General features: G+C 57.7%; 31 protein-coding genes and 2 tRNA genes. 9 read left to right on the top strand and 24 right to left on the bottom strand.

All coding sequences use genetic code 11. The annotated features are described in order from the left end of the window. Positions 1 to 29: 29 nt before the first annotated feature. Positions 30 to 560: a hypothetical protein gene (locus IPI71_07835; GenBank protein ID QQR70573.1), complete on the bottom strand. Its 531-nt coding sequence runs from the start codon at positions 558 to 560 to the stop codon at positions 30 to 32. 223 nt (positions 561 to 783) lie between these two features. Between IPI71_07835 and IPI71_07830 the strand changes: the two genes are divergently transcribed. From IPI71_07830 to cofE, 4 genes are read left to right on the top strand one after another with little or no spacing between them, the layout of a single operon-like run. Further along, positions 784 to 2,022, top strand: coding sequence for a serine hydroxymethyltransferase (locus IPI71_07830; protein ID QQR70572.1), 1,239 nt, complete (start codon positions 784 to 786; stop codon positions 2,020 to 2,022). 1 nt (position 2,023) lies between these two features. Next, complete coding sequence (locus IPI71_07825; protein ID QQR70571.1) at positions 2,024 to 2,866, top strand: bifunctional methylenetetrahydrofolate dehydrogenase/methenyltetrahydrofolate cyclohydrolase; 843 nt, start codon at positions 2,024 to 2,026, stop codon at positions 2,864 to 2,866. Further along, complete coding sequence (gene folP / locus IPI71_07820) at positions 2,848 to 3,660, top strand: dihydropteroate synthase (GenBank protein QQR70570.1); 813 nt, start codon at positions 2,848 to 2,850, stop codon at positions 3,658 to 3,660. Before IPI71_07825 ends, folP begins: the two co-directional genes overlap by 19 nt. Beyond that, entirely contained in the window at positions 3,657 to 4,442 is a 786-nt protein-coding gene (gene cofE, locus IPI71_07815) for a coenzyme F420-0:L-glutamate ligase (GenBank protein ID QQR70569.1), read from the top strand. The genes folP and cofE overlap by 4 nt, the downstream gene beginning before the upstream one ends. A 183-nt stretch (positions 4,443 to 4,625) precedes the next feature. Here the strand turns inward: cofE and cofC are convergent, their stop codons facing one another. Then, complete coding sequence (gene cofC / locus IPI71_07810; protein ID QQR70568.1) at positions 4,626 to 5,279, bottom strand: 2-phospho-L-lactate guanylyltransferase; 654 nt, start codon at positions 5,277 to 5,279, stop codon at positions 4,626 to 4,628. Between the two features lie 105 nt (positions 5,280 to 5,384). On the opposite strand from cofC, the gene cofG reads away from it, so the two are divergent. Genes cofG through IPI71_07785 form a run of 5 tightly spaced genes read left to right on the top strand, consistent with a single transcriptional unit; the run spans position 5,385 to position 8,342 of the window. Further along, on the top strand, positions 5,385 to 6,371 hold the full coding sequence (cofG, locus tag IPI71_07805; protein QQR70567.1) for a 7,8-didemethyl-8-hydroxy-5-deazariboflavin synthase subunit CofG: 987 nt from the start codon (positions 5,385 to 5,387) through the stop codon (positions 6,369 to 6,371). Beyond that, entirely contained in the window at positions 6,368 to 7,090 is a 723-nt protein-coding gene (locus IPI71_07800; GenBank protein ID QQR70566.1) for a phosphoribosylaminoimidazolesuccinocarboxamide synthase, read from the top strand. Before cofG ends, IPI71_07800 begins: the two co-directional genes overlap by 4 nt. Continuing rightward, complete coding sequence (gene purS, locus IPI71_07795; protein ID QQR70565.1) at positions 7,087 to 7,332, top strand: phosphoribosylformylglycinamidine synthase subunit PurS; 246 nt, start codon at positions 7,087 to 7,089, stop codon at positions 7,330 to 7,332. The genes IPI71_07800 and purS overlap by 4 nt, the downstream gene beginning before the upstream one ends. Further along, positions 7,329 to 8,033: a phosphoribosylformylglycinamidine synthase subunit PurQ gene (gene purQ, locus IPI71_07790; protein ID QQR70564.1), complete on the top strand. Its 705-nt coding sequence runs from the start codon at positions 7,329 to 7,331 to the stop codon at positions 8,031 to 8,033. The genes purS and purQ overlap by 4 nt, the downstream gene beginning before the upstream one ends. 15 nt (positions 8,034 to 8,048) lie before the next feature. After that, positions 8,049 to 8,342: a ferredoxin:thioredoxin reductase gene (locus tag IPI71_07785; protein QQR70563.1), complete on the top strand. Its 294-nt coding sequence runs from the start codon at positions 8,049 to 8,051 to the stop codon at positions 8,340 to 8,342. Positions 8,343 to 8,393: 51 nt separating this feature from the next. Here the strand turns inward: IPI71_07785 and IPI71_07780 are convergent, their stop codons facing one another. From IPI71_07780 to IPI71_07675, 22 genes are all read right to left on the bottom strand, one after another. Further along, positions 8,394 to 10,037, bottom strand: a complete 1,644-nt coding sequence (locus tag IPI71_07780) for an AarF/ABC1/UbiB kinase family protein (GenBank protein ID QQR71991.1) — start codon at positions 10,035 to 10,037, stop codon at positions 8,394 to 8,396. A 48-nt stretch (positions 10,038 to 10,085) separates the two neighbouring features. Then, the gene (locus tag IPI71_07775) at positions 10,086 to 11,774 is read right to left on the bottom strand and encodes a glutamate--tRNA ligase (GenBank protein QQR70562.1); all 1,689 of its coding nucleotides are present in this window, start codon (positions 11,772 to 11,774) and stop codon (positions 10,086 to 10,088) included. Position 11,775: 1 nt separating this feature from the next. Next, positions 11,776 to 12,738 carry a polyprenyl synthetase family protein gene (locus tag IPI71_07770; GenBank protein QQR70561.1) on the bottom strand — a complete coding sequence of 321 codons (963 nt, stop codon included), beginning with the start codon at positions 12,736 to 12,738 and terminating at the stop codon, positions 11,776 to 11,778. A 21-nt stretch (positions 12,739 to 12,759) separates the two neighbouring features. Further along, positions 12,760 to 14,097 (bottom strand): RNase J family beta-CASP ribonuclease, encoded by a 1,338-nt coding sequence (locus tag IPI71_07765; protein ID QQR70560.1) that lies wholly within the window; start codon positions 14,095 to 14,097, stop codon positions 12,760 to 12,762. Then, entirely contained in the window at positions 14,087 to 15,172 is a 1,086-nt protein-coding gene (locus tag IPI71_07760; GenBank protein ID QQR70559.1) for a type 2 isopentenyl-diphosphate Delta-isomerase, read from the bottom strand. The genes IPI71_07765 and IPI71_07760 overlap by 11 nt, the downstream gene beginning before the upstream one ends. A 1-nt stretch (position 15,173) precedes the next feature. Continuing rightward, a complete protein-coding gene (locus tag IPI71_07755; GenBank protein QQR70558.1) occupies positions 15,174 to 15,929 on the bottom strand; it encodes an isopentenyl phosphate kinase family protein in 756 nt (251 codons plus the stop codon). Continuing rightward, on the bottom strand, positions 15,922 to 16,791 hold the full coding sequence (gene mvk, locus IPI71_07750; GenBank protein ID QQR70557.1) for a mevalonate kinase: 870 nt from the start codon (positions 16,789 to 16,791) through the stop codon (positions 15,922 to 15,924). The genes IPI71_07755 and mvk overlap by 8 nt, the downstream gene beginning before the upstream one ends. A 2-nt stretch (positions 16,792 to 16,793) precedes the next feature. Continuing rightward, positions 16,794 to 17,582, bottom strand: a complete 789-nt coding sequence (amrB, locus tag IPI71_07745; GenBank protein QQR70556.1) for an AmmeMemoRadiSam system protein B — start codon at positions 17,580 to 17,582, stop codon at positions 16,794 to 16,796. 26 nt (positions 17,583 to 17,608) lie between these two features. After that, the gene (locus IPI71_07740) at positions 17,609 to 18,217 is read right to left on the bottom strand and encodes a 30S ribosomal protein S2 (protein ID QQR70555.1); all 609 of its coding nucleotides are present in this window, start codon (positions 18,215 to 18,217) and stop codon (positions 17,609 to 17,611) included. Then, the gene (gene eno, locus IPI71_07735) at positions 18,214 to 19,407 is read right to left on the bottom strand and encodes a phosphopyruvate hydratase (GenBank protein ID QQR70554.1); all 1,194 of its coding nucleotides are present in this window, start codon (positions 19,405 to 19,407) and stop codon (positions 18,214 to 18,216) included. Before eno ends, IPI71_07740 begins: the two co-directional genes overlap by 4 nt. A gap of 6 nt (positions 19,408 to 19,413) precedes the next feature. Beyond that, positions 19,414 to 19,584, bottom strand: a complete 171-nt coding sequence (locus tag IPI71_07730) for a DNA-directed RNA polymerase subunit K (GenBank protein ID QQR70553.1) — start codon at positions 19,582 to 19,584, stop codon at positions 19,414 to 19,416. A gap of 31 nt (positions 19,585 to 19,615) precedes the next feature. Next, a tRNA-Pro gene (locus IPI71_07725) sits at positions 19,616 to 19,690 on the bottom strand. Next, positions 19,691 to 19,879, bottom strand: a complete 189-nt coding sequence (locus tag IPI71_07720) for a DNA-directed RNA polymerase subunit N (GenBank protein QQR70552.1) — start codon at positions 19,877 to 19,879, stop codon at positions 19,691 to 19,693. Between the two features lie 32 nt (positions 19,880 to 19,911). Beyond that, complete coding sequence (locus tag IPI71_07715) at positions 19,912 to 20,313, bottom strand: 30S ribosomal protein S9 (GenBank protein ID QQR70551.1); 402 nt, start codon at positions 20,311 to 20,313, stop codon at positions 19,912 to 19,914. A 13-nt stretch (positions 20,314 to 20,326) separates the two neighbouring features. Next, on the bottom strand, positions 20,327 to 20,749 hold the full coding sequence (locus tag IPI71_07710; protein QQR70550.1) for a 50S ribosomal protein L13: 423 nt from the start codon (positions 20,747 to 20,749) through the stop codon (positions 20,327 to 20,329). Positions 20,750 to 20,757: 8 nt separating this feature from the next. Beyond that, positions 20,758 to 21,126 (bottom strand): 50S ribosomal protein L18e, encoded by a 369-nt coding sequence (locus IPI71_07705; protein ID QQR70549.1) that lies wholly within the window; start codon positions 21,124 to 21,126, stop codon positions 20,758 to 20,760. Beyond that, positions 21,107 to 21,952: a DNA-directed RNA polymerase subunit D gene (locus IPI71_07700; GenBank protein ID QQR70548.1), complete on the bottom strand. Its 846-nt coding sequence runs from the start codon at positions 21,950 to 21,952 to the stop codon at positions 21,107 to 21,109. The genes IPI71_07705 and IPI71_07700 overlap by 20 nt, the downstream gene beginning before the upstream one ends. Beyond that, positions 21,953 to 22,348, bottom strand: a complete 396-nt coding sequence (locus IPI71_07695; GenBank protein QQR70547.1) for a 30S ribosomal protein S11 — start codon at positions 22,346 to 22,348, stop codon at positions 21,953 to 21,955. It abuts the gene before it with no gap. Between the two features lie 2 nt (positions 22,349 to 22,350). Continuing rightward, positions 22,351 to 22,896: a 30S ribosomal protein S4 gene (locus IPI71_07690; GenBank protein ID QQR70546.1), complete on the bottom strand. Its 546-nt coding sequence runs from the start codon at positions 22,894 to 22,896 to the stop codon at positions 22,351 to 22,353. 13 nt (positions 22,897 to 22,909) lie between these two features. Next, positions 22,910 to 23,362: a 30S ribosomal protein S13 gene (locus IPI71_07685; GenBank protein QQR70545.1), complete on the bottom strand. Its 453-nt coding sequence runs from the start codon at positions 23,360 to 23,362 to the stop codon at positions 22,910 to 22,912. Positions 23,363 to 23,390: 28 nt separating this feature from the next. Continuing rightward, positions 23,391 to 23,475 (bottom strand) — tRNA-Ser (locus tag IPI71_07680). A gap of 126 nt (positions 23,476 to 23,601) precedes the next feature. Continuing rightward, entirely contained in the window at positions 23,602 to 24,561 is a 960-nt protein-coding gene (locus IPI71_07675; GenBank protein ID QQR71990.1) for a deoxyhypusine synthase, read from the bottom strand. Between the last annotated feature and the right edge of the window lie 58 nt (positions 24,562 to 24,619).

Here is a 24,619-nt window from a genome sequence, read left to right as displayed (position 1 = left end):
ATCGGGTCTCCCATCACACCGTGCTGAAGTTACTTCTTCTCTTCTTTCTCCTCATCTTCGGCCACGATGAGTTCGGCCTTTTTACCCGCGCCCGCAGCCTGCTGTTTCCCTTTCCTGGAATAGGACGCTGAGGCAACGATGTATTCACTCGATCGCCTCTTCTCGGGCTTGAGCGTACCATCCGGCTGCATAATCATATCCTTGGGCTCTGGTTCTGGCGGCGGTGAAGTCCGGGCGGCCTGTGGTGAGGCCCGGGTTTTTGGGACCACCACAGTGCCACCTCCGGCAGCTGTGGCAGGCCGGCCCATCTTCACCTCGGTACGGCCACGATCTTCCGATACTTTGTTCAAGCGCATGGTGATCGATTTGAGATCGAGCATCTCCTCGGTGAGTCCCTTGACCATGGCCTCCAGTTCCTTGACCTTCTTTTCCAGGGCAGATATCCTCTCTTCAGGGGTGGCAGGGGTAGCAGATGACGGGTTTTTTACAATCTCCATATTCTTCTCCTTCCCGGCAGGGATGTTCTTCAGCAGTGATTTCCGGAAATCATCTGGCATCATAAGAACCCTCAGTGATAGTCATGGATTATTCCCCTATAATAATTATGCTCTCATTTTTTGGTCAGATTGACAAGAATATCCCGTTTTCTTGGAGTGGGGCTCTCCAGGCAGGAGATGGTGCCTGCGGCACATTCAGGCAGCTGGGGATTCCCTGCCTGTTCCCGGCCTCTTTCACCTGCGGGAGCACAAAGAGTATTACCTTATCAGGGCGACCTTTCTGTACATGTCCTGTCTGGCCACCAGCGATCACGAGATTGCCGATATCATTGAGAGAGAGCGACAACGCCAGGTAAACGGGCTCGAACTTATCGCATCAGAGAACCTGGTCAGCAAGGCTGTCCTCGAAGCGATGGGATCGATCATGACCAACAAGTATGCCGAAGGCTACCCCGGCAAGCGGTACTATGGAGGATGCGAGTTCCATGATATGGCCGAAAGCCTTGCCCGCGAGCGCCTGAAAGAGCTGTTCGGCGCTGGTCATGCTAATGTGCAGCCGCACTCCGGCACCCAGGCCAACATGGCGGTATATTTCGGGTTCATGAAGCTTGGAGAGACCTTGATGAGCATGAAGCTCACCCAGGGAGGACACCTCTCGCATGGCTCTCCGGTCAGTTTCACCGGCCAGTTTTACCGGGTGGTGCAGTACGGGGTGGACCCCGTCTCAGAGACCATCGATTACGGTGCTGTCGAGGAGATCGCCCGGAAGGAGCGGCCAAAGATCCTGGTCTGCGGGGCATCGGCATATCCCCGGACCATCGATTTTGCGGCCTTCCAGGAAATCGCCGAAAGCGTCGATGCATACTGCATGGCCGATATCGCCCATATCGCTGGACTCTGTGCAACCGGCATGCACCCGACCTCCGTGGGTGTGACCAATTTTACCACCACCACCACCCACAAAACTCTCCGTGGCCCCCGCGGCGGGGCGATCATGTGCGACGAGGAATACGCACTGACCATCGATAAGGCGGTCTTTCCAGGAATGCAGGGCGGGCCCCTGATGCACAGCATCACCGCCAAGGCCGTCTGTTTCAAGGAAGCCCTAAGACCCTCGTTTGCGGACTATTCCCGCCAGGTCGTTAAGAACGCTGCAGCTATGGCGGAGGTGCTCGAAGAGGCCGGACTCCGCCTTGTGTCCGGGGGGACCGATAACCACCTCATCCTCCTTGATCTGACCAGCCTATCCATCACCGGGCTCGAAGCCGAGACGGTGCTCGGGAAAGCCCACATCACGGTCAACAAGAACACTATCCCGAACGAGAACCGGAGTCCTTTCGTGACCAGCGGTCTCCGGATCGGGACTCCGGCAGTAACATCGCGAGGTATGAAGGAGGCCGAGATGCGCCAGATCGGGCGCTGGATCGCCGCGATCCTGAAAGACACCTCCAACGAGGTACTGGTGCAGAAGGTCGGCGCCGAGGTCAAAGCCCTGGCATCAACGTACCCGCTCTACCCAGAATGATATGATCCTCGATGGGACAATGGTCCGGCAGAAACGACTCGACCTCCTGCGGGAGGAGATCGATGAGTCCGGGCTCTCCCCGCGCCTCGCCACCGTCATCGTGGGACGCGACCCTGCATCCGAACTCTATGTTCGGATGAAGCATGCTGCCTGCGAGCAGGTGCACATCGGTTCGGTGGGAATCACGCTCCCCGGACACGCACAATCGGCTGAGGTGATCCGGGAGATCGATACCCTCAACCGCGATCCGGATATATCGGGTATCCTGGTCCAGCTCCCCCTCCCGCGCCAGGTCAATACCCTGCAGGTGATCGAATCAGTTGCACCGGATAAGGATGTCGACGGATTCCATCCCAGGAACCTCGGACGGCTTTTTGCCGGCCACCCTGTCTTTTCTCCCTGCACCCCGCTCGGTATCATGAACCTTCTCGACGAGTACTGTATTGACGTTGCCGGGATGCACGCGGTCGTGGTGGGAAGGAGTATTGAAGTAGGTCGACCCATAGGAGCCCTCCTCCTCTCCCAGGACGCGACAGTCACTACCTGCCACTCGAAGACCCGCGACCTTGCTTCCATCACAACGCAAGCCGACCTCCTTGTAGTTGCGGTAGGAAAACCAAGGTTCGTTGGTCCTGCCATGGTGAAGGAAGGGGCGGTGGTCATCGACGTGGGCACCAACCGGGTCGATGGGGTGCTCTGTGGCGATGTCGACTTCGAGCAGGTGAAAGACCGCGCTTCGGCCATAACACCGGTTCCCGGTGGTGTCGGCCCCATGACCATTGCCACGCTGATGGAAAATACTTATCTCGCAGCCCGGCGGTCGCTATGTCCCGGTGCCTGGTGAAGGGTATCCCGATAGGTCGCAACGAGCCGGTCAGGCTGATGGGTGTGATCAACTGCAGCCCGGAATCGTTCTACAAGTCCTCCTATGTCACCTCTGGGATCATTCTCCGAAAGGCCGAAGATATGATCAGTGCCGGGGCAGACATCATCGACATCGGAGCGCGGAGCACGGCGCCCGGCTCCCCGCCGCTCCCGGAACGTATGGAGATACAACGGCTGGACCGGGCCCTTGCCGAGCTCGATGGATCCGGCATCCCGGTCTCGGTCGATACCATGCGTGCCCCGGTCCTCGAACGCTGCCTCTCCCATGACATTCACGCGGCAAACGATATATCGGGACTCCTGGATCCGGACTATGCCCGTCTGCTTGCCGATGCCAGCCTCCCTGCCTTCCTGATGGCATCGGGGGACCGGCCGGGTGATGCCACCACGCTGGGCGGGACTTTTACAGCGCTCGAAACGGTAAGCTCGCGGTGTGCCGATACCGGAATCCACGATTATGTGCTTGATCCTGCAATCGGGCTCTGGATTCCGGAGCGCACCACAGATCTCGACTGGGACCTCTGCCGTCACTTCGGTGAATTCGCCCGTTTTGGCAGACCGCTGCTTGCTGCGGTCTCGCGCAAGACTTTTTTAGCCGGGCCTGAAAAGCGCCCTCCCGAAGAGCGACTGGTTGCATCACTCGGCCTTACGGCGCTTCTCATAGCGAAGGGCGCTGATGTGATACGTACCCATGATGTTGCCGAAACCGCCGAAGTCATCAGGACAGCAAGCCTGGTGGTGAGGCGGACGTGAGCTCGTTTCTGACTGTAGGTATCCGGACCGGGATCATCCGCTCCGGTGACGACCTGGCCGATATCCTGCTGTCGGGGATCTCTATATCGGAAGCAGTGTCCTTCCAGGACGGCGATGTCCTGGTTGTTGCCGAGACCGCGGTTGCAACCGCTGAAGGAGCGGTTGTCGAGCTGGCGTCGGTGATCCCTGGAGAGGACGCGCTCAGGACCGCGGAGCAGTACGGGATGGACCCCCGACTGGTCGAGGTCGTACTCCAGGAGAGCGATGAGGTTGTCGGTGGAATACCCGGATTCCTGCTCTGCATGAAGGCAGGGACCCTCCTGCCCAATGCCGGGATCGATGCCTCCAACGCCCCGCCCGGAACGGTCGTGCTCCTCCCTGCCGATTCGGACGCGAGTGCCAAGAGGATTCGGAAGGAGATCGGAGATCGGACCGGTGCCCGGATCGCGGTAGTTATCGCCGATTCCCGCACCCATGCCATGCGAGCGGGATGCAGCGGGGTGGCTATCGGGTGCTCCGGAATTGAAGCGGTCATCGACGCCCGTGGGAGGTTCGATATTTTCGGTCGCACCCTGGAAGTCACCAAGCAAGCCCTGGCCGATAATATCGCATCGGCCGCCGAGATCGTGATGGGCGAGGCCAACGAGTGCACCCCGGCAGCGGTCCTGCGGGGACTCGGTATTCCGATCGGGAATAACGAAGGGATCGAATCGATCGATGCTGATAAGTGCCTGTTCATGGGAGTGTTCAGGGGCCGCAAGCGGTATGAGGCAGAATATTGACAGGTACCATTGTAATCAAAGACAGCTTGGTTGACACAAAAAAGCCATATACCTCTTGGGCGTTCGGGGTTCGTATTTGACTCACTCCCCCCCCGCTGCAACGTCATTCTCCCGGTTCGAAGGGGGGGGCGGCAGGATGTATCTACCCCTATGAATTATTATTCTGGCAAACCCGATGAAATATCAGAGCACCAGCACGGAATCCTCACCCGCCCCCTTCCGCTCCACTCCGGTTCGCCCCCGTTCAATAGTGACAGAAAAACCGAGCTCCTCGAGATATATCCGCGAAAGCCCTTCACCGTGGATGAGGAGCTCCACCAGGTCCTCCTTCTCATCGATATCGGTGTGGATACGGAACGAATCGATGATCTCGCAGGTAAGTCCTGCTTCCCGCGCAATCTCGCGGTGCTTACAGAAGCTCCCTCCGTAATAACTCACCCTGAAGCGGTCGGCACGATGAAGGTATATGGCGTTCGTCCCCCCGCCCCTTCCTGGCACGATGGCCACATCCGCGGTTGAGGAGGTCAGGCGCCGGACCGCATCCGGGGTGGTGAGCGGGAGGTCCGCCATAAGGATCAGCAGGTGCCCGGGTGTCCTTGAAAGGAGGTCATTTAGCGCATCATTTAAGCCATGCTCATCCAGGGTCACGCGGGCATCGCCGAACGTGAAGGGTTCGGTGGAAAGAATGAGCGGCTCACACCCTGCCTCCCGTGCGGCTGCAACCACATCACAGAGCATGAGCCGGGCAAATCGCTCCCGCTCTTCTTGGTCGAGCAAGCAGGAGAGGCGGGTCTTCGGGTTCGTTGGTTTGAACGGGATGACTGCGGGGATTGCCACGTACGTACCCGGTTTGTGCCCTGGGAATATAATCTTCTGGTCAGGAACGGCGGAAGATCCCGTTACCTTATAAGAAAGCAATAGAGAACACTACTATAGAACCAGATGGACAGGCCGGTCATAACCTACTCGAAGAATGTCTTTCTTCCCCTTACCACCGTATGCCACAACCGGTGCGGCTACTGTATTTTCCGGACCCCTGTGCACGAGGGCTGCATCTTGGACCCGGCGGAGGCAAATGAGATACTCACACGGGGTGCCGCGCTCGGCTGCACCGAGGCGCTTTTCACCTTTGGGGAACGCCCCGGTCTCGAGATGGGTTTCCCGGAGATGCTCTCCCGATACGGATACCATGACATCCTTGATTACTGTTACGACCTCTGCGAAACAGCGATAGACCACGGGATCCTTCCCCATACCAACGGGGGGATCCTGACCACCGCCGAAATGGAACGACTCAGGGAGGTCAACGCGAGCATGGGCCTCATGCTCGAGACCACTGCAAATCTTGCCGCCCACCAGTTCTCTCCCGGGAAAGACCCGGTGGTGCGGATCGCCATGATTGAGGATGCCGGCCACCTGAAAATCCCGTTCACCACCGGCATTCTGATCGGCATCGGGGAGACCATGGAAGACCGGGAAGAGTCGCTCTTGGTAATCCGCGACCTCCACAGGCGCTATGGTCACATACAGGAAGTGATCATCCAGAACTTCTGCCCCAAGGAAGGAACCCCTATGGCTGCCGGAAAGGGAGTCGATTCTGATGAGATGTGTACCGTGATCAAGATGGCTAAGGACATCCTCCCAGATGATATCGCGGTCCAGATCCCGCCAAACCTCGCAAACGCCGGGAAACTCATCCCCTGTGGAATCGATGATCTCGGAGGTATCTCTCCCCTCACCATCGACTACGTTAACCCCGAACATCCCTGGCCTGAGTTCGAACGACTGGTAGAGATTGCCGGTGATCGTATCCTGCGGGAGCGGCTCTGTATCTACCCCCACTTTATCAAGAAGAAGTGGTTCCATCCCCGGCTGGAACCCCTTATTATGAGACTTGACCAACATATCAGGAGAAAGGAACGCACGTGAAGCAGGGTGAACTAGTCTACACCGGGAAGGCAAAGTCTCTCTATCGGACCGATACCCCAGGACATCTCTATGTCCGGTTCAGGGACGATATCACTGCATTCGACGGCGGGAAGAAGGATGTGCTCGCCAGCAAAGGAAGCCTGAACGCCATGGTCTCGGCAAAGATTTTCTCGCTCCTTGAGGATAATGGGATCCCTACCCATTTCGTCCGGAGGGAGGGGGACTGCGGCATGATCGTGAGGGACCTCCGGATGATCCCTCTTGAAGTGATCGTGAGAAACATCGCTGCGGGATCGCTCTCCAGGAACTACCCGGTCCCAGAGGGGATGCATCTCGACCCGCCGATCATCGTAATCGATTACAAGGACGATCTCCTCCGCGACCCCATGCTCAATGATGACATCATCGTGACCGCGCTCAGGCTGGTCAGCCGCGAGGAACTTGCCGAGATCAAAGCTCTCGCCCTCCGGGTAAACGCGGTCCTGCGCCGGTTCTTTGCTGAAATCGGCATCACGTTGGTCGACTTCAAGCTTGAGTTTGGCCGCGATGCAGACCGTATCGTAGTCGGGGACGAGATCAGCATGGACTCGATGCGCCTGTGGGACACAGCCACTGGCGTATCCCTTGACAAAGACGTGTATCGCTTCGGGAAGGGAGACGTGCTCGCGGTATACCGGGAGGTCGCGGCACGGGCTCTCTCCGGAGATGAACAGAAATGATGTTTCTTACAAAGATTACCATTGGACTGAAGGAAGGGATGCTCGATCCTGAAGCTCAGGCTATCTCTCGCGCCCTGGAAAACCTGGGCTTTCCTACTGATGGTATCCGGACCGAACGGGTCTTCCTGATCCGGTTCGATGCCGCTGATTACCGGGATGCTGAAGAGAAAGGGCGGAGGATGTGCGAGCGCCTGCTCGCAAACCCGGCAATCCACCGGTACGAGATCGAGGTCCATCGATGAGGTTTGCAGTTATCCAGTTCGGAGGAAGTAACTGCGACCGGGACGCCCATTATGCAGTTTCCGAAGTGTGCGGAATCGACACTGACCTCCTGTGGTACAAGGAAGGTCTCCGGCGGGCATACGATGCAGTGATCATCCCTGGCGGATTCAGCTACGGCGACTACCTCCGGGCGGGTGCTATTGCCGCACGGACACCGATCATGGATGAGATCGTGTCCCATGCAAAACGCGGGGGACTGGTGCTCGGCATCTGCAACGGTGCCCAAATCCTTGCTGAAAGCGGCCTTGTCCCGGGAACCTTTTCCACCAATGCCTATCCGGAGTTCATATGCAGGAAGGTGTACCTCCGGGTCGAGAAGTCCGACTCACCTTTCACCTCCCTGTACCGTACCGGGGAAGTCATCCGGATCCCAATCGCCCATAAGGAGGGACGATACATCGCACCGCATAGGGTACTCCAGGGACTCTCTTCCAGCCAGCAGGTTGCGTTTCGCTTCTGCTCGCCCGATGGTGCCCTGACCCCGGAGAGCAACCCGAACGGTTCCCTGGAAAATATTACCGGTATCCTTAACAAGGAGCAAAACGTCCTTGCCATGATGCCACATCCCGAACGGGCATCGGAACTGATTCTTGGATCTGAAGATGGAAAGAAGGTCTTTTTATCCATGATCGCATATATCGAGCGTTCAGGGAGTACATGAGCGCGGAGATGAACGATGCCCGAAGATAAACTCGAGGAGGAAATCCTGGAATGGGCGAAAAAGTATGCAAAGGAGCATGGGTGGGTCCTGAACCCTGACCAGAAAAAGCTGGATGTCGTTATCCGGGGACTGGCTCGCAATCGACGGAAGTATGGAGAATCCTACTGTCCCTGCAGGCTCCGGACCGGGGATGCGGAGAAGGATGCCCTGATTATCTGTCCCTGCGTGTACCACAAGGACGAGGTTGAGGAGCAGGGAAGCTGCCACTGCAGCCTATATTTCCGTCCCGGTGCAGAAGAACACGAATAACTGCTGCGGGACCGGCTGCAGTAATCTCGCAGATGGTGCCGCCTCGTTATATCATCTTCGCGCGACACCCATCACGTGCCAGATTGTATAAAGCCCGATAACGATTGCCACAACGTAAGCGAGGGCGGCGAGGTAGAAGACAAAATCCGGTATCCTGATATCTGCAACATTCAGGACCAGGGACGATCCCACCACAACGCCGGCGACGATCAGCCCGATCAGAATCTTATCGCTCGTCTTGTCAAGTGACTGCTGGAGCTTGAAGATATCGGAATCGGCGATGTCGATCTTGACCGTGCCCGTCGAGAGGGCCCGCAGCGTCTTGTTCACCGTCCGCGGCATCTCGAAGACGCCGTCGATGGTTTCAAAAAACGAGTGGCTCGCCCGGTACAGGATCTGGTCGAGGAGGTTATCACGCCTCCCCAGCTTCCGGACGTAAGGCTCCGCTTTCTCTCTGAAATTGAACGATGGGTCCAGAGTTACCCCGACATCGAGCACCATCACCATCACCTTGAGCATCAGCATCATGTTCTGTGGCATGGTGATCCTGTAGTTCCGGAGGATCTCGGTCAGCCCTTCGCTCATGCTCTTGAAGTTGTACTGGCCGACGCTCTCTCCCTCGGATTCGAGCATTGCCCGGTAAATCTCTTCCCGCAGCTCATCGCGATCGCTCTCGGCAATCGTTATGCCGAGGCGTTCTAGAGCCTTGAGCATCAGCTCAGGGTCAAGGTACATCATGGACATGAGGAGATGTATGAAGTGGAACCGCCGTTCAGGATAGATAACGCCGACAATCCCGAAATCGAGAAAGCTAAGTGTGCCATCTTTCGAGACTAGGAGGTTTCCAGGATGAGGATCGCCATGGAAGAACCCGTCCTCGAAGATCTGCTGCATGTATGCATAGAACCCGCGGTCGGCAATCTCTTTCGGATCGACGCCGAATGCTTTGATTTCTCCTACATGGTCTATCCGGACACCCTCGATATACTCCATGACCAGGAGGCGGCGCGTGCTGTGGTCCCAGTAGATCTTCGGGACCCTGACCTTCTCAAGGTTCTGCATGTTGACACGAAGACGGGCGGCGTTCTTCCCGTCGTGGATAAAATCGAGTTCCTTGTGAATCTGCCGCGCAAAATCGGCCACGATACCCTGAGGATTGTATACCGCATACTCGGGATAGTACCGTTCGATTCGTTTGGCAAACGATTTGAGAATCAGAATATCTGTCTCGATAACTTCTGCGATGCCCGGTCGTTGCACCTTCAAGGCCACCTGCGTGCCGTTCTTCAGGGTGGATTGGTGGACCTGGGCGATGGAGGCCGAGGCAATGGGCTTTTCATCGATGGTGAGGAACGCCGATGAAAAATCAGGGCATTCGTCCCTGATAACCGCCAGGATATCATCGAACGGGAGTGGCGCGACCTGATCCTGAAGCTTCTTCAGCTCCGCGATCAGGTCGGGCGGCAGCAGATCCGGCCGGGTGCTCATTATCTGGCCGAACTTGATGAAGGTAGGTCCAAGCTCCTCAAGGGCCATCCGCATCCGCATATAAACCGAGGTGACCGGTTCCACCTCGCACTCCTTGCAACGCCGGAACCGGTACGTGCCGGGAAAAAGGCGCTGGACGATGGATCCAAACTCATATTTGAGAAGGATGTCGGCAATCTGCCAGTAGCGCTTGAGCTTGGTGACCATGAAATACACCGAGGCCGGAAGATCCGGCTCCATTTCAGGCTGAAATACTTATCTGTGGCAGAAATAAGCAATTAATTCTTGTGGTTCCACATGGTCGATCCGGGCAAAACCCACCCGCTCAAACTGTACCACCTTTCCCTGGAGTGTGCCTGCTGCCGGCTCGCAGACACCGCTCACCGGGCCGTCCTGAGTCTCGAGGATGGCGGGAAGCGCCAGTTCTGCAGGGAGCCACTGGATGATCGGGGCTTTTAACGCCCGTGCATCGGCCAGATCCTCCCCGGCATAGGCGAGTATGTATTCCTCGTCAGATACCCCCACCCGCACATTAAATAGATCCTTGAGGCGGATCATGTCCGGGGCCTTTCCGATTTCCTCGCGGGGGATGAGCACCTCACCAAGAAACGGCAGAGTCCTCGTTCCCCTGGCGGCATCGTTCGGGTGGAGGAGGGGTCGGGCGGTATGGACCGGGGCATCCCGGACCTTCAGGCAGACCGGATCGGGAACAAAAAAATAACGGTCCGCGATCGGGTCCACGATAGTCCGGTTGTGCGCATAGAGGTTGTCCCAGGAAAACGAGATGTCCGTATCGCCTATCCCAATCTCGATCATCGCCGCCCGCACCGCACCAGGCTGGATCCCCCGCCGTGCCAGGGCACGGAGGGTTCCGAGCCGGATATCGTCCCATCCCCGGCAGGCCCCGGACCGGATCTCTTGTCTCATCTGGGATGTGGAGAGGATGACCCCCTCAATCCCCATCCTTCCGTAGTGCCGGTAAACCGGGACCGGCCACCCAAAATAATCGAAGATATAACGCTGCCGACGTGTGTTGGCGATATGATCCTTGCCCCGGATAACATGGGTCACCCCCAGAAGGTGGTCGTCCACGGCCACCGAGAAGTTCATCAGGGGATAGACGTGAGCCTCGATCCTGGGATGGAGCGGGACATGCAGGATCCGGAAAGCGGGGAAGTCCCGCATGGCCGGATCAGGGTGCTCGAGCTCGGTCCTGACCCGCACCGATGCTTCACCATCGTAGAATTCTCCGGCAATCATACGTTCCCAGAGCCCGAGGTTCTCATCCACGGTAAGACCGCGGCAGGGGCAGGCCCGGCGGGCCAGCTTGAGCTGCCTGAACTGCTCGTTTTCGCAGGTACAGACATATGCACCGCCACGTTCGACCAGCTCCCGACCATACCGGTAATAGAGATCAAAACGATCACTCTGGTAGACGACCTCGTGGATGGTGAGTCCGAGCCATTCGATGTCCTCCCTGACCATGGCATAAGCATCCGGGTCGACCCGCTTGGGATCGGTGTCTTCTATCCGGAGGATGTACTTTCCCCCGTATCGCTGAACATACGCATCGTTGAGAACCGCTGCACGGGCATGGCCGAGGTGAAGGGGGCCGCTCGGGTTTGGGGCAAACCGCATCACTACGCCGTGCTCTGCATTCTCGAGGAAGGGAAGCTCCCGGGCGTGCACCCGGGGTTTTGTCATATTCTCGGTGAAATCGGGTGCGAGGGCAGCCAGGCGCTCTTCGCGCTCAGTGGAAGAGAGTGCGGCAACTTCAGCGAGCACCGAGGCCATCACGGCAGCCACTTCCTTGGCACGGGACCGGAACTCCGGATGTTTCCCCATGACCATACCGATTACCGTACCAGCTTTGGGAAGGCTCTTGTGCTTGACCGCGTTCTGGAGGGCAAAGATGAACAGAACCTCCCTGAGTTCGTCAGCCATGTCAGTAACTCCGGGCGAGGAAGTGGTCGGCAACACTCATGAGCAGCTTTTTTTCTTCCGATGCTGGGAGGATACCGATTCGCTGCTTTCCCGTACTGATTAGGTTCCGGGCTGTATCGCGGACTTCAGCGAGTACGCCGAGCTCCTCGAGATGCCTGATCACGGTATCAATCTCGGTGTTCGTGAGAGGCCGCTGGAAAGGAGCAAGATCGAAACCTCTCTCCCGGGCCTTGATTGAGATCAGGGTCTTTTTCCCTTCGCGTAGATCGGAGGCACGGTCCTTGCCGCTCACTTCGGCCGGGGCCATGAGGTCGAGGATGTCATCCTGGATCTGGAATGCCATCCCAATGCCCTTGCCAAAGGCGTAAAGAGCATCCGCATGGGCGGGTTTCCCACCGGCAAGAATGGCCCCTATTCCGGCAGCAGCGGCATAGAGTACCCCCGTCTTTTTCTCCACCATGGTGAGGTACTCATCCTCAAGGACATCGTCACGGGCCTCGAACGAGATATCCATATGCTGGCCCTCGCAGATTTCAACGCAGGTCCTGGCGAGCATAGACACCGCCCGCACCTTCGCATTATCCGGTGCATCGGCCATCGCGATGAACTCAAAGGCACTGGCAAATAAGACATCGCCGGCGAGGATGGCCGTCGGCTCATCCCACCGGGTATGAACCGTCGGAACTCCTCTCCGGAATTCATCCTCATCCATAATATCGTCATGGATGAGGGTGAAACTGTGGGTCAGTTCCAGCGCAAGGGCTGCAGGCATCACGTCAATTGAGCTCCCCTTCCTCACCGAATCGGCAGAAAGCAAGAGCAGCGCGGGGCGTAGGCGTTTCCCGCCAGCCAGAAGAAGATGGGCGCTTGCCTTGCCAAGCTCACCGGTAACATTCCCGAAGTAGCGGTAGATGAGCCGGTCCACCTGGAGCGCGGTGCTGTCGAGAAATTCGTTCAGATCCATCCCGTTCGCCTTCTTGAAACATTACGTCAATTTGACACGGTGTCCGTTTGTCACCACGTGCACATCGTTGTGAAGGGTAAACCCGATCCCCTCGGCAAACTCTGCATATGCCGATGTCATGCGGACATGCCCATGGGCTGGAATGACATGCTGAGGGTTCAGCAGGTGGAGGAACTCGTAGTGATCCTCCTGGTAGGCATGGCCGCTCACGTGGAGATCCGGGAAGATACGGGCACCGGCCATGTTGAGGTGGGCCTCCACCATGTAGCGTTGCCCGATATTCATAGGGTTCGGGATTACCTTGGCCGAGAAGATCACCTTGTCTCCCTTCTCGATCTTGTAAGGCGTATCTCCGGTGGCAATCCTGGTCATGATGGATCCGGGTTCGCCCTGATGGCCGGTAATGATGGGCATGAATTTGTCCTTTCCCGCCTTCATCATCCGGCGCAGCGTCCGGTCAACCGTCCTACGGTTCCCGAACATGCTCATCTCCTTTGGGAACCCTACCAATTTCATCTGTTCTGCCGTCGAACTGTACCGTTCCATGGATCTTCCGAGCAGGATGGGTTTTCTCCCGATCTGTTCCGCACACTCAGCGATGGTCTTGACCCTGGCGATATGGGAGGAGAAAGTGCTCACGAGGATGGCATTCTTATCATCCTCGTAGCTGGTTATGGTGTCCCGAACGAGGTCGCGTGCGATACGCTCGCTCGGCGCCCGCCCGCGGTTGTCGATATAGGTACTCTCCACGATCAGGCCAAGAACCCCTTCCTTCCCTATCTGCCGCAGACGCGCGAAATCCGGGGGCTCGCCGATGACGGGGGTCCGGTCGAGCTTGTAGTCGCAGGCGTACACGATCGCCCCCTTGGGGGTGTGCAGCACGGCGGTTACCGTATCGATGATACTGTGCTGCATCCGGACGAATTCCAGCGTGACGTTCTGCGAGAGGGTGTACTTCTGCCCCTGCTTCAGGGCAAAAAGCTTGTTGTTGACCCCGAATTTCTGCTCGCCGGCAATCTGCTGCCGGATCAGTTCCGTGGTATACGGCGTGGAAATGATTGGGGCATTATAGCGGTGGGCAAGCTTCGGGATGGCCCCGATATGGTCCAGGTGCCCGTGAGTGCAGACGATAGCTTTCACGCTGCCCTCCACGGTATTCATCATCGTGTCATCAGGGATTGCCTTCATCTGGATAAGATCCAGCGAATGCATATTCTCGACTTCGGCTTCCTCGTGGATCATGACCTGGTCCAGGCGGAGGCCCATATCAAAAATAATAATCTCCTTTCCGCAGCGGACGGCGGTCATATTTCTCCCGACCTCATCATATCCGCCAACGGCAATTATCTCAATATCCATTATTTTCCTCCAGTGACTGCAGCATCTGGCGGGTCCTTCCGATTACGTATGGCCGCTTCTCCCTCAGTGTCCCCAGGTTCCTGGCCCCGGAAAGGAACATCGCAATCCGCAATTCTTCCACATACGCTGCAATGGTTTCTGACACCTGCTCTTCTCCCTGCATGGCAGGGGCAAGGAGCGGCAGGGCGACACCGCAGAGATCGGCGCTAAGGGCAATGGCTTTCGCCATGTCAATACCGCTCCTTATTCCTCCGGTAGCTATCACCGGACCCCCCGTCTTGGCAACCTCACAGAGGCTGACCACGGTGGGAATACCCCAGTCCTCGAAGATGCGCGAGATGGAACCTCTCCCACCTCCCGGCGGACTGTTCGTGTTCGTTGTGCGAAGGCCTTCAATCGCCGCCCAGTTGGTGCCCCCCCATCCACCAACGTCGATGGCTCCAACGCCTGCCTCCCAGCATTGCCGGGCGGTTGCCGCTGAGATACCGCTCCCGGTCTCCTTGATAATCACGGGGACTCGTGACTGCCTGCAGAGCTCCTCGATTGCCGGGAGACATTTGCGTGCATCGTGGTCTCCTTCCGGTTGAAGTGCTTCCTGCAGGAAGTTAAGGTGTACGGTGATAGCATCAGCATCAATCATGTCGATGGCACGGTCTGCCCATTCCAGGCCGTAATCGCGGAGCTGCACCGCACCGATATTGGCCGCGATAAACGCTCGCGGCGCAGCCTCGCGGACCACGGAGAAGGTGTCGGCGAGCTCCGGCCGCTCGAGTGCTGCCCGCTGTGAGCCGACTCCGATGCCGATTCCGGCACGGTCGGCCGCCCCGGCAAGTCGCCGGTTCACCTCGCGGGTATCTGGGTGCCCGCCGGTCATGGAGGCAATGAAGAGGGGAGCATCGAAGCTGTGCCCGAGGAACTCGATCCCGGTATCGATAAACTCCAGGTCGCACTCGGGCAGCGCATTGTGCACCAGCCTGACATCACCAAAACCGGGATCACCCCGTTCTATGTTCCGTTCAAGGCAGATACGGAGGTGGTCCAGTTTCCTTGATGATGTCTGGTCCCGCCGGTCCATGCTATCCGCCTCTCACCACGGTCCCGCCATGCGGGCGCCCGTCCAGGAAGTCCCCTATCCGGTCGGCGTGAAAGATGGCCGAACTCGTACCTCCCTGGGCGAGCCCGAGTAGCTCTTGCACCTTGCCTTCCATCCCCCCGGTTACATCGGTGTGCCGTGAAGCTCCGATCGCTATTGTTCCGATCAAGCCGGGTGTGATTTCTGGGATCACCCGCTCACCGTCAAAGACGCCATCAACGTCAGTCGCGAGCCCGATCCGCCGGATCCCGAGAGCACGGGCCAGGAAGACCACCAACTGGTCGCCGGAGACTATCGAAACCCCTCGTACGCCATCCATCACAACGTCGCCGTGCAAGACTGGGACTATGGCACGGTCAACCATCTGCCGGATGTGCCGGGTCTCCATGGCGACCAGCCGACCGTTCTCGGCATAAGCGGCATGGAATGGATGGATACCGACCGCCTCGCATCCTTCACTCCGGAGCGATGCCACGAGCCTGGCATTCAACCGCGATACCGCCCGGTGGGTTATTTCCACTCCGGCGAGGTTCCCGGGTGAGAGCCCGGTGGAAAGCCCGAACTTCCGCGCTTCAGGGTGTCCGCAGGAACCAGCCCCGTGAACGATGAGGAGCGGCAGCGGGCCATGGTCGGCAATCTCCCTGCTGATTCCGTCGATGACTGCCTCCCGCATCATCCCCTCCTGATCCTTTCTCGTGAGGACTGCCCCCCCGAGCTTAAGCAGAACTGTTTCAGGCATCCTTCTCCTTCCGGACCCCTTCTGTATCGATGTTCGTGGAAAACGCACGGGCGTCGCAGGCCTCGATCGCTCCTGCCACCCTGCTCTTCAGGTGCTTGGGGCAGATGGCGATCATACACCCGCCGCCTCCGGCACCGGTTAGCTTGGCTCCATAGGCCCCTGCAGCACGGGATGCCAGCACCAATCGCGAAAGCTGGGGGTGACCCACACCCAGCGCCTCGAGAAGGGCATGGTTCATGTCCATGTACTCTCCCAGTTTGTTCACATCGTTGAGGTGCCGCATTGCAGAGAGGGTGATCTCCCCGATGGCGTCAATAATCAGGTTGCAGATCTCTGGGCTCTTCTGCCGGAGTGCGGACACCTGTTCCAACATCTTTGCCGTATTGTGCTGGACAAGGGAATTTCCCACCACCAGCTGGAAGTTCTGGGGAGGTAGTCTCCGTCTCTTCGTCCCTGTGATCAGTACCAGGCCTCCGAACGTTGACACAGTTGTATCGGTCGGGCTGGCCCGTCCCTTCTGCACCTTCTTTTCAATGGCAAAAGCCATATCTGCAATCTCCTCCGGCCGGCACTTCTTACCGAATTCATCGTTGATAGCGGCGAGCGTAGCCACGGTGACCGCCGCAGACGATCCGAGCCCTGACGAACTGGCGAGCTGGGAGTTAACATACACGCTCCCCCGCACACCCATCATGTCGAAACAGCTGTCAATGTAGGGCGACTTGGCGTGGTGGGCCACCCTGCTTTTCCTGACTGTTACAAAGACACGCGGTTTGATGGCCATGGCAATGCCCGGTTTACCGTAGACCACGGCATGTTCGCCAAACAGGAATACCTTGCCTGGCGCACTCCACGTCGCCACCCTTACATCACCGCTACGGCTCCATATCCCACTACCGTAGGGTCACCGGTCACATCCCCGCTCGTGGCGTAGTGGAGCAGCTGGCCCCTCCGGGCGCCAAGCGCCCTGCAGACCAGGCAGACCACAGCGATTGGCCCGACACCGCAGGCGCTTACGCCCCTTTCAGCGACCCTGCGATAGAACGCAGGGATGTCCAGGTCATCGAGAGCAGCGATGGCATACCGGTCGTTCTCCCTGGCTTGTGCTGCGGGCACGTAATGGGAGAAATCGCTTGAGGCAATGAGCCGGACATCATCGCGGTTCGTTCGCCTGAGAGCATCGAGCACGCGCTCGGCAAGGAGGCTGGCGCTTTTATAGCCCTGGTCACCCATCAGGATGGGGACAATCCGGGTCCGGGGAAACCTGTACTTGATGAATGGTACCTGCACCTCTAGGGAATGTTCCTCCAGGTGCGAGACCTCATCGATCTTGATATCGAGGGCATCTGCGATTTCCGGATCGATGTCCACGATCCCAAGCGGCGTCTCCCAGGCAATGCGGGAGATGCAGGTTCCGAATCCCCGGTGGCTCGGCCCCACCAGGATAAACGTCCCGGCAAACGAAGCAGGTATCGCACTGTAAGCCCATGCGGCAACCTCCCCGGAGTATGGGTATCCGGCATGGGGGGCAACAATTCCGCGGGCATCGAGACCGGTCTCCTTTCCGTGGAAGAATTTCCCAAGCACCTGTTCAAGGTGATGGGGGTCCCTCGGATAGAACACACCTGCGACTGCGCATGTGCGGATCTTCATCGGATCTCCCTTCTCCCTGCTGATATTTAAAGTTCGGTCTCGAAGTCCTCAACGGTAAGGGAGGTGCCGATACCACGGAGGCGAAGTATCTCCCGGGTGAGCAGATAGTACACCATGGAAAGGGCTTTTCGGCCCTTGTTGTTGGTAGGGATGACCAGGTCGATGTAGCTTGTCATGTTGTTGGTATCGCAGAGGGCTACGATGGGAATGCTGGCTTGGACTGCCTCGGTGATTGCCTGGGAGTCTCCGATGGGATCGGTCACCACGACGACACCCGGTTCAAGGTAACCGTCAAGGTTCTGGTTGGTTAGCGTTCCTGGGATAAAACGCCCGGTCGCTGCCGTCCCCCCGATGGTCTCGGCGAACTTCTTTGCCGGGTACTGCCCATACTGGCGGGAGGTAACTACCAGGATCTTCGGCGGTTCGAACTGGTTCAGGAACCGGGCCGCGGTCTTGATACGATCGTCAGTCTCCCTGATGTCAAGGATGTAGAGGCCATCACCCCGGACCCGGTAGATAAACCGTTTCATATCCTTGCTCTTCTGTTGAGTTCCGATGTGCACCCCGGCGGCGAGGTATTCCTCCACCGGGACGAGGGGCTCAGTCAGTTGGATTTCCATCTCGTTTTCGGTCATGCTATCTGTTCCTCGATTCGTATGAGTTCGTTCAGTTTTGCGGTCCTTTCGCCCCCTACAACACCGGTCTTCAAGAAAATACACCGGAACGCGGTTGCCAGGTGTGCGATGGTCATGTCGGTTGTCTCGCCTGATCGATGGCTCATGACCGTATGCATACCGCTCGTGTGCGCGAGGTGGACAGCTTCAAAGGTATCGGTAAGCGTACCGACCTGGTTCGGCTTGATCAGGACGCAGTTCGCCGATTCCTGCTCGATGCCCTGCTGGATGCGGGAGGTCGTGGTAACGAAGAGATCGTCACCGCAGATCAGGCACTGGTCGCCAACCTGGGAGGTTAGTTCGGCAAAGCCTGCAAAGTCCTCTTCGTGGAGAGGATCCTCCACGTAGACCAGGTCGTAGCGGTCCACGAGCTCGCAGATATATGCAATCTGTTCCTCTGTTGAGCAGACGCGGTCCCGGTACCGGTAGATCCCTTTATCCTGCCAGAGCTGGCTTGCGGCAACGTCAAGGCCAATCCGGATGGTGATATCGAGATTCTCGGAAACGGTCCCGACCGCCTCGCTCAACAGTTCGAAAGCTTCGGCATCGGTGACCCGGGGAGCCCAGGCTCCCTCGTCCCCCTTGCCGCATGATTTCCCCTCCCTCTTCAGCAGCGCTTTCAGCTCCCGGTGCACAGCGGCATTTGCGAACACCGCCTCGGTCGGGCCTGATGCCCCAGTAGCGACCACCAGGAACTCCTGGATCTCGGTTGCGCCCTCGGCATGGGCCCCGCCTCCGATCACGTTGCCGATCGGCAGGGGCAGGGACGGGATAAAAACCCCACCAAGATATTCATAGAGCTCCATCCCCCGGGATGAAGCAGCTGCTTTTGCCGCGGCCATTGAGACGGCGACAGCGACATTGGCGCCAAGTACGGAGAAATCGCGCGTCCCGTCTGTCTCTCTGATCTTTTCATCGATTCCAGCCTGGTCACGGGCATCCTCCCCGATGAGGATCGGGATCAGGTTCTGCATGGCAAACCCAATCGCCACGTCCGGCTCCACAACCTTGGCCTCATAGAGCCCGGTGCTGGCCCCGCTGGGAGCGGCAGCCCGGCCGAACCCGTTCTCGGTATAGATGTCTGCTTCAACAGTGGGATTCCCCCTGCTGTCCAGTATCTTTCGCAATTGGATCTCGCAGATGGTGGTCATGGAATCCTACTTCCTCTTTACGGTGATGGGGATGATGTTGTGCTGGAATTCTTCGAGCGCGATCTCAAGGGGATCGATTTTTGTTGTCCTGATAAGCAAGGGAGCACCCATCGATATTTGCAGAGCGCGGGCGCCTATAATCCGGGCTCTCTCATACCGGGTGTACGACTCTGTCATATAACCTCAAAATTCTCCATGGATACTGGAATGGGGTCGCTGAGATTCGAACTCAGGTCACAGCGTCCCGAACGCCATAGGATAGTCCAGGCTACCCCACGACCCCTCACTGATACGGATTGAGATCGTCAATGATCTCCTTGTGGGTCAATAACATCCGGCGGCAGCAGTATCGCTCCATGCCGAGATCGTCAAGGATCCGTTTCGGATCCTCGCCAGTATCCCGGCGCCGCTTGAATTCCTCGTATGCCATCGATATTACCTTTCCGCAGGTGAAACACCGCACTGGTATCATACCTGTCCGATCTCCTAATTCATTTTGTCATATCAACGATAAGACTTTTGGAATTTCTTGCGTGCACCACGGCCGTGGGGTTTCTTCGGCTCCTTTTGCCGCGAATCGTTGACCAGGAGGGTCCTGTCATAGGACAGGAAGAGATCCTTGATTTGAGGATCGTTGTGCCACCTGATGATACCCCGTGCCAGCGCTGTGCGGACAGCCTCGGCCTGTCCCATGATACCCCCGCCGTTGACATCGATCGCCACATCGATCTGATCGATGGCGCTGGGGAACAGGAGAAGCGGCTCGGAGATTTTCATCCGGACCACCTCATTCGGGTAGACCTCGAGGGGGACGGAATTGATCCTCACAGTGCCGTTGCCCGGCCGGAATGTCGCCCGGGCTATCGCCGTCTTTCTCTTCCCGCTTGTATTGACTATCTTTACCATGCTCTCGCCTCTCCTAGAACTTGGCTCCCAGGAAGGTACTCACTGCCCCGACGGTTAAGAACTTCGGGGTGTTCAGCCGGTCCATATGCGCCTCATCGGGTATCTCCCGGTCGAATCCTGCAAGCTGGTGAGGGATCCCAACGTAGACTTTAACTCGTGAGAGGGCCTCCCTTCCTATTGGACGCTTGTAAGGCAGCATCCCGCGGATGGTTCGTTTCACGATATGGTCAGGACGCCTCGGAAAGAATGGCCCTCCCTCGCGGGATCCACGCTGTCGTTTATGGTCATAGTTCGCAAGAACCTGTGCCCGGCTTCCTGAGATTACAACCTTTTCAGCGTTGATGATCGCGATCTCTTCTCCGGAGAGGGCCCGTCTCGCTACAAGGCTCGCAACCCTGCCGAGAAGCAGCCCGTCACCATCGATCACTGTTACCATGTATGATCTCACCTCAGTATCCTGACCCTGCGCCCTTTCGGGTTGGTCGTGATCAGATCCTCGATAGTCATGCATTCGCCGTCAGCCTGCCGGATCTTCTCTGATGCAGCCTGGGAAAAGTTCAGGGCCGCAACCCTCACGGGAACCTGGAGCATCCCGCTGCCGAGCACTTTACCGGGGACGATAATGATCTCTCCGTTGTTTGCATACCGGTTGATTTTACTCAAATTGACCTCGGCATAGTTCCTGGCCGGGGCTTCAAGGCGGTCGGCAATATCCCTCCAGATGTTAACCTCGTTCTCCCTCGAGGTGGTCTTCAAGAGGGAGATGAGGCTGGTGAGGCGGGGGTTGCTCTTCCTACTCTTTCTGGTGTTCATCCCGGGTCTCTCCTAAAATCTCGGATATCTGTGCTGAAAATTCCTGCGACTGTGCCCTGAGATAGTCCAGTCCCTGCCTGATGATGCTTTTCACCGGGAACGATCCGTCCCCTTCAACAACGAAGAGGAACCTGGACTCGTCGCTCCTGACAGTTATTCCGGCTTCCTCACCGATCCCGGTATTCAGGCATGCCCGTTCACAGAGGCGGCAGAGCGAGCAGGATTCGAGCCTCCCCTCGATAACAGCCACACGCCCCCCCCTGATCTCGAGGATTTCCCGCGGGCATTCTTCCACGCATTGCCCGCAGGCGTCACACCGGTCATTGACTATGATGACCGGGTAGTTCTTGTACCCGCACGCTGTAGTGGGTTGCCACTTTGCGTGCTCCCTCCCGCGGGAAACAACAGCGCGGGCTTCCAGCACCACTTTCTGATCCTTGACGAGCTTGACGATGGGGATATCTGGGCTGGCCGGTCCGATCCGCTGGTCCTGCGAGATGAGATCCTTTGAGGTCACCACGCCGGGCCCTTCCACGCTCATGGTGAAGAGGACACTGCAGGAAGGGCATCCCACTCCGCCGCAGGAGCAAACGTCCCTGGGAATGAGGCACCCTTCATCGGTCCTGAGGGGGATCAGGCCGATGCGGTGGGCAAGCATCTCATCGAAGAGCGCGCTCGTATTATCGTAGATTTTCACATCCTCAATGGCCAGTGAGGGGACCTCTCCAATCATTGCCCTCCGGAGAGAGTTAGCAAATGCTATGCTACTTCCATCGAGTCGGAACCGGGCAATCTGGTCATCAAGGACGGAGAATGCTATCTCCATTCAGACTCTCCTTCCCCGCCGTCCGCCCTTGGCGCGGATTGAATCATGGGGGACCGGAGTGACGTCCTCGATCCTCCCGATCCTCATGCCGGCCCGGGCCAGGGCGCGGATGGCTGCCTGTGCTCCAGGCCCGGGGCTCCGTTGTTTTCCGCGGCCCGGCGCACGGACCTTGACATGCACGCCCATGATACCCTTCTCTCTCGCTGTTTGAGCGACATTCGAGGCCATCTGCATTGCGGCGTAAGGGGAACTTTCGTTCCGATCCTGCTTGACCACCATGCCGCCGCTGCTCTTGGTGATGGTCTCGGCGCCGGATAGATCGGTGATGGTGATGATGGTATTATTGAACGAGGCATAGATGTGGGCGATACCCCATTTTTCCTTCTCTGCCGCCACGTTTATCTCCCTGCCCTCGTGATCCGTGCCCGTTCGGCATGATCAGCGCCGGTGAATACCGATCGTCCATAATACGAGATCTGGCTCTCTTCGGCCCGTGTCACGCGGTATCCGGGTATGTTTACTCTCCTTCCGGAAATTGCGATGTGCCCATGGGTGATGAGCTGCCGCGCTTGTTTCGGTGAACGAGCCAGTCCATGACGGTACACCAGCGTCTGAAGCCTCCGCTCGAGCGCCTGCGGAATTTTCAGCGCAAGCACGTCATCGATATCTGCATCCGGACCGAGCAATCCCATCCTCTGCATGTGGTCGATGAGTTCGGTTTTTTTGGCATCGAACCGCTCCTGATCCGTCCCGGCGGACATGAGGGCAAGTATTTCACGGGCGGCTTTCCGGTAGCGGCGAAGGTAACTCTGAGCCTTCCATACCTCACGTTTGTTCCGGAGCCCGTACTCGATGACCATCTTGTTCTCTTCCTCAATCCGCGTCTTTTCAAATGGGCGTTTGGGTGTCTGGTACTGTTTATGGTTCTTTCCCGGGTATCCCATGCAATCACCTGGATTATTCCTTCTTCCGCTTTACACCTACCGTAAGCCCGGTCCTCCCAGTGGATTTGGTCCGCTGGCCTCGTACTTTCTGACCGGTCTCGTGCCTGATACCCTTGTAACAGCGTATCTTTCTCATGATGTTGACATCCTCTTCACGCGAAAGAGAGACATCGCTGCCGAAGAGGTGTCGCGGTTCGCCGGTATAGACATCCTTCGGCCTGTTCATCATCCAAGAGGGAACCCGTGATGTGTAGGAACCTACAACTTCGCGGATGCGGTCTGCTTCCTCATCAGTGATGCGCCCCATCAGTTCCTTCTCGTCAACCTTCGCCAGCGTCGCAATAACCTGAGCCGTATGCATTCCCACTCCGGAAATCCCGGTCAGCGCAATGTGGACCGGCTTTGTCCCGTCAAGGTCTGTATTGCTGACCCTGACGAAATACCTGATCTCTTCTTCCTGAGCCATCCAATCCTCCGTGACTGAGATTCTTGAGCGCTGAGGGAGGGATTTGAACCCTCGAGTCCCAGGGGGACACAGGTTTAGCAAACCTGCGCCATACCTAGCTTGGCTACCTCAACAGAGAAACTCGCGTCGTATCGACACTCGCAGCACCTGGTGATGCCACTCCATGAATGGTGCATCATTATTGGAATGGACAGCTATTAACCCTTTGGGTTAGTCCGCCGGGCGGACCCGGAATAAGTTCATTTTCTCTTCCTCTTCACGTCACGGGCAAACAGGGCCGAGGTAACCAGGGGGAGGGCGATGGTGGCATCGCAGAAGACCTGGACTCTGGGGCAGTCGAGCGTCTCTTTCCCCCAGGAGATGGCTTCCTCGAAGGTGCAACCTGAGAGCCCTCCCCAGTGGGGAGCATCAGTGGTGAACTGGATGGCATATGCATGACCGTGCAGGCCGGCTTCGTGGATGGAGGCGATGACCTGGGTCTGCTGGATAAAATTCTTGGGCACGCCACCTCCGATGAAGATGACACCTGTAGTAGCCGCGCCTTCCACGAATCGGGTTATCTGGTCGGCATCGGCCAGCTGATCCACATCCACAGCCACACCATCCCTCCGGGCCATGACGAGCCCGATACCGATAGAAGAGTCGGCAAGTGCTGGGACGAACACGGGGATCTCCTCCCTGAAGCAAGTGGCGATCAGCGATTTTCCTTCCGGCTGTTCCCTGGCGGCAAACTCCCCCAGCTTCCTCACGAATTCTGTCGATGACCCGGAGAAAGGGGCTATCTCCCGGGCAAACGAAGCAATCCGTGCGTCGATCCCCCTGAATTCCTCCTCAAAAGCGAAGATGTCGTAGATCCGGTCGATACCCTGCCGGAAGAGCTCCCCGTCATCCACGTGGTGGTGACCCTGGTAGTGATGAATCCCGAAGTGTTCGCAGAGGTCGTGAAATATGTTTGCTCCGGTTGATACAATTGCATCAATGTAATGCCGCTCTGCCAGGGTCATGAGGCAACGCTGCATCCCAGCAGGTATCATCGCACCGGAAAGACCCAGCAGGATCGTGCAATCGGGATCGCCGATCATCGCCTGCCAGATCTTGAACGATTCCCCGAGCCTCCGCCCCTGAAACCCTGTCCTGCTCATCGCGTCGAGGAGATCGGCAACGTTCTCCTGTGGAACAACCGGATCGGTCGGTACCATCGTCATTGTCTTCAATCACATTACCATTGATTCCAGATAATGATTCCCGTGAAGATTC

This window comes from Methanolinea sp., assembly GCA_016699325.1.
Classification (GTDB): Archaea; Halobacteriota; Methanomicrobia; order Methanomicrobiales; family Methanospirillaceae; genus UBA9949.
This window is presented reverse-complemented; position numbering and strand designations above follow the sequence as displayed.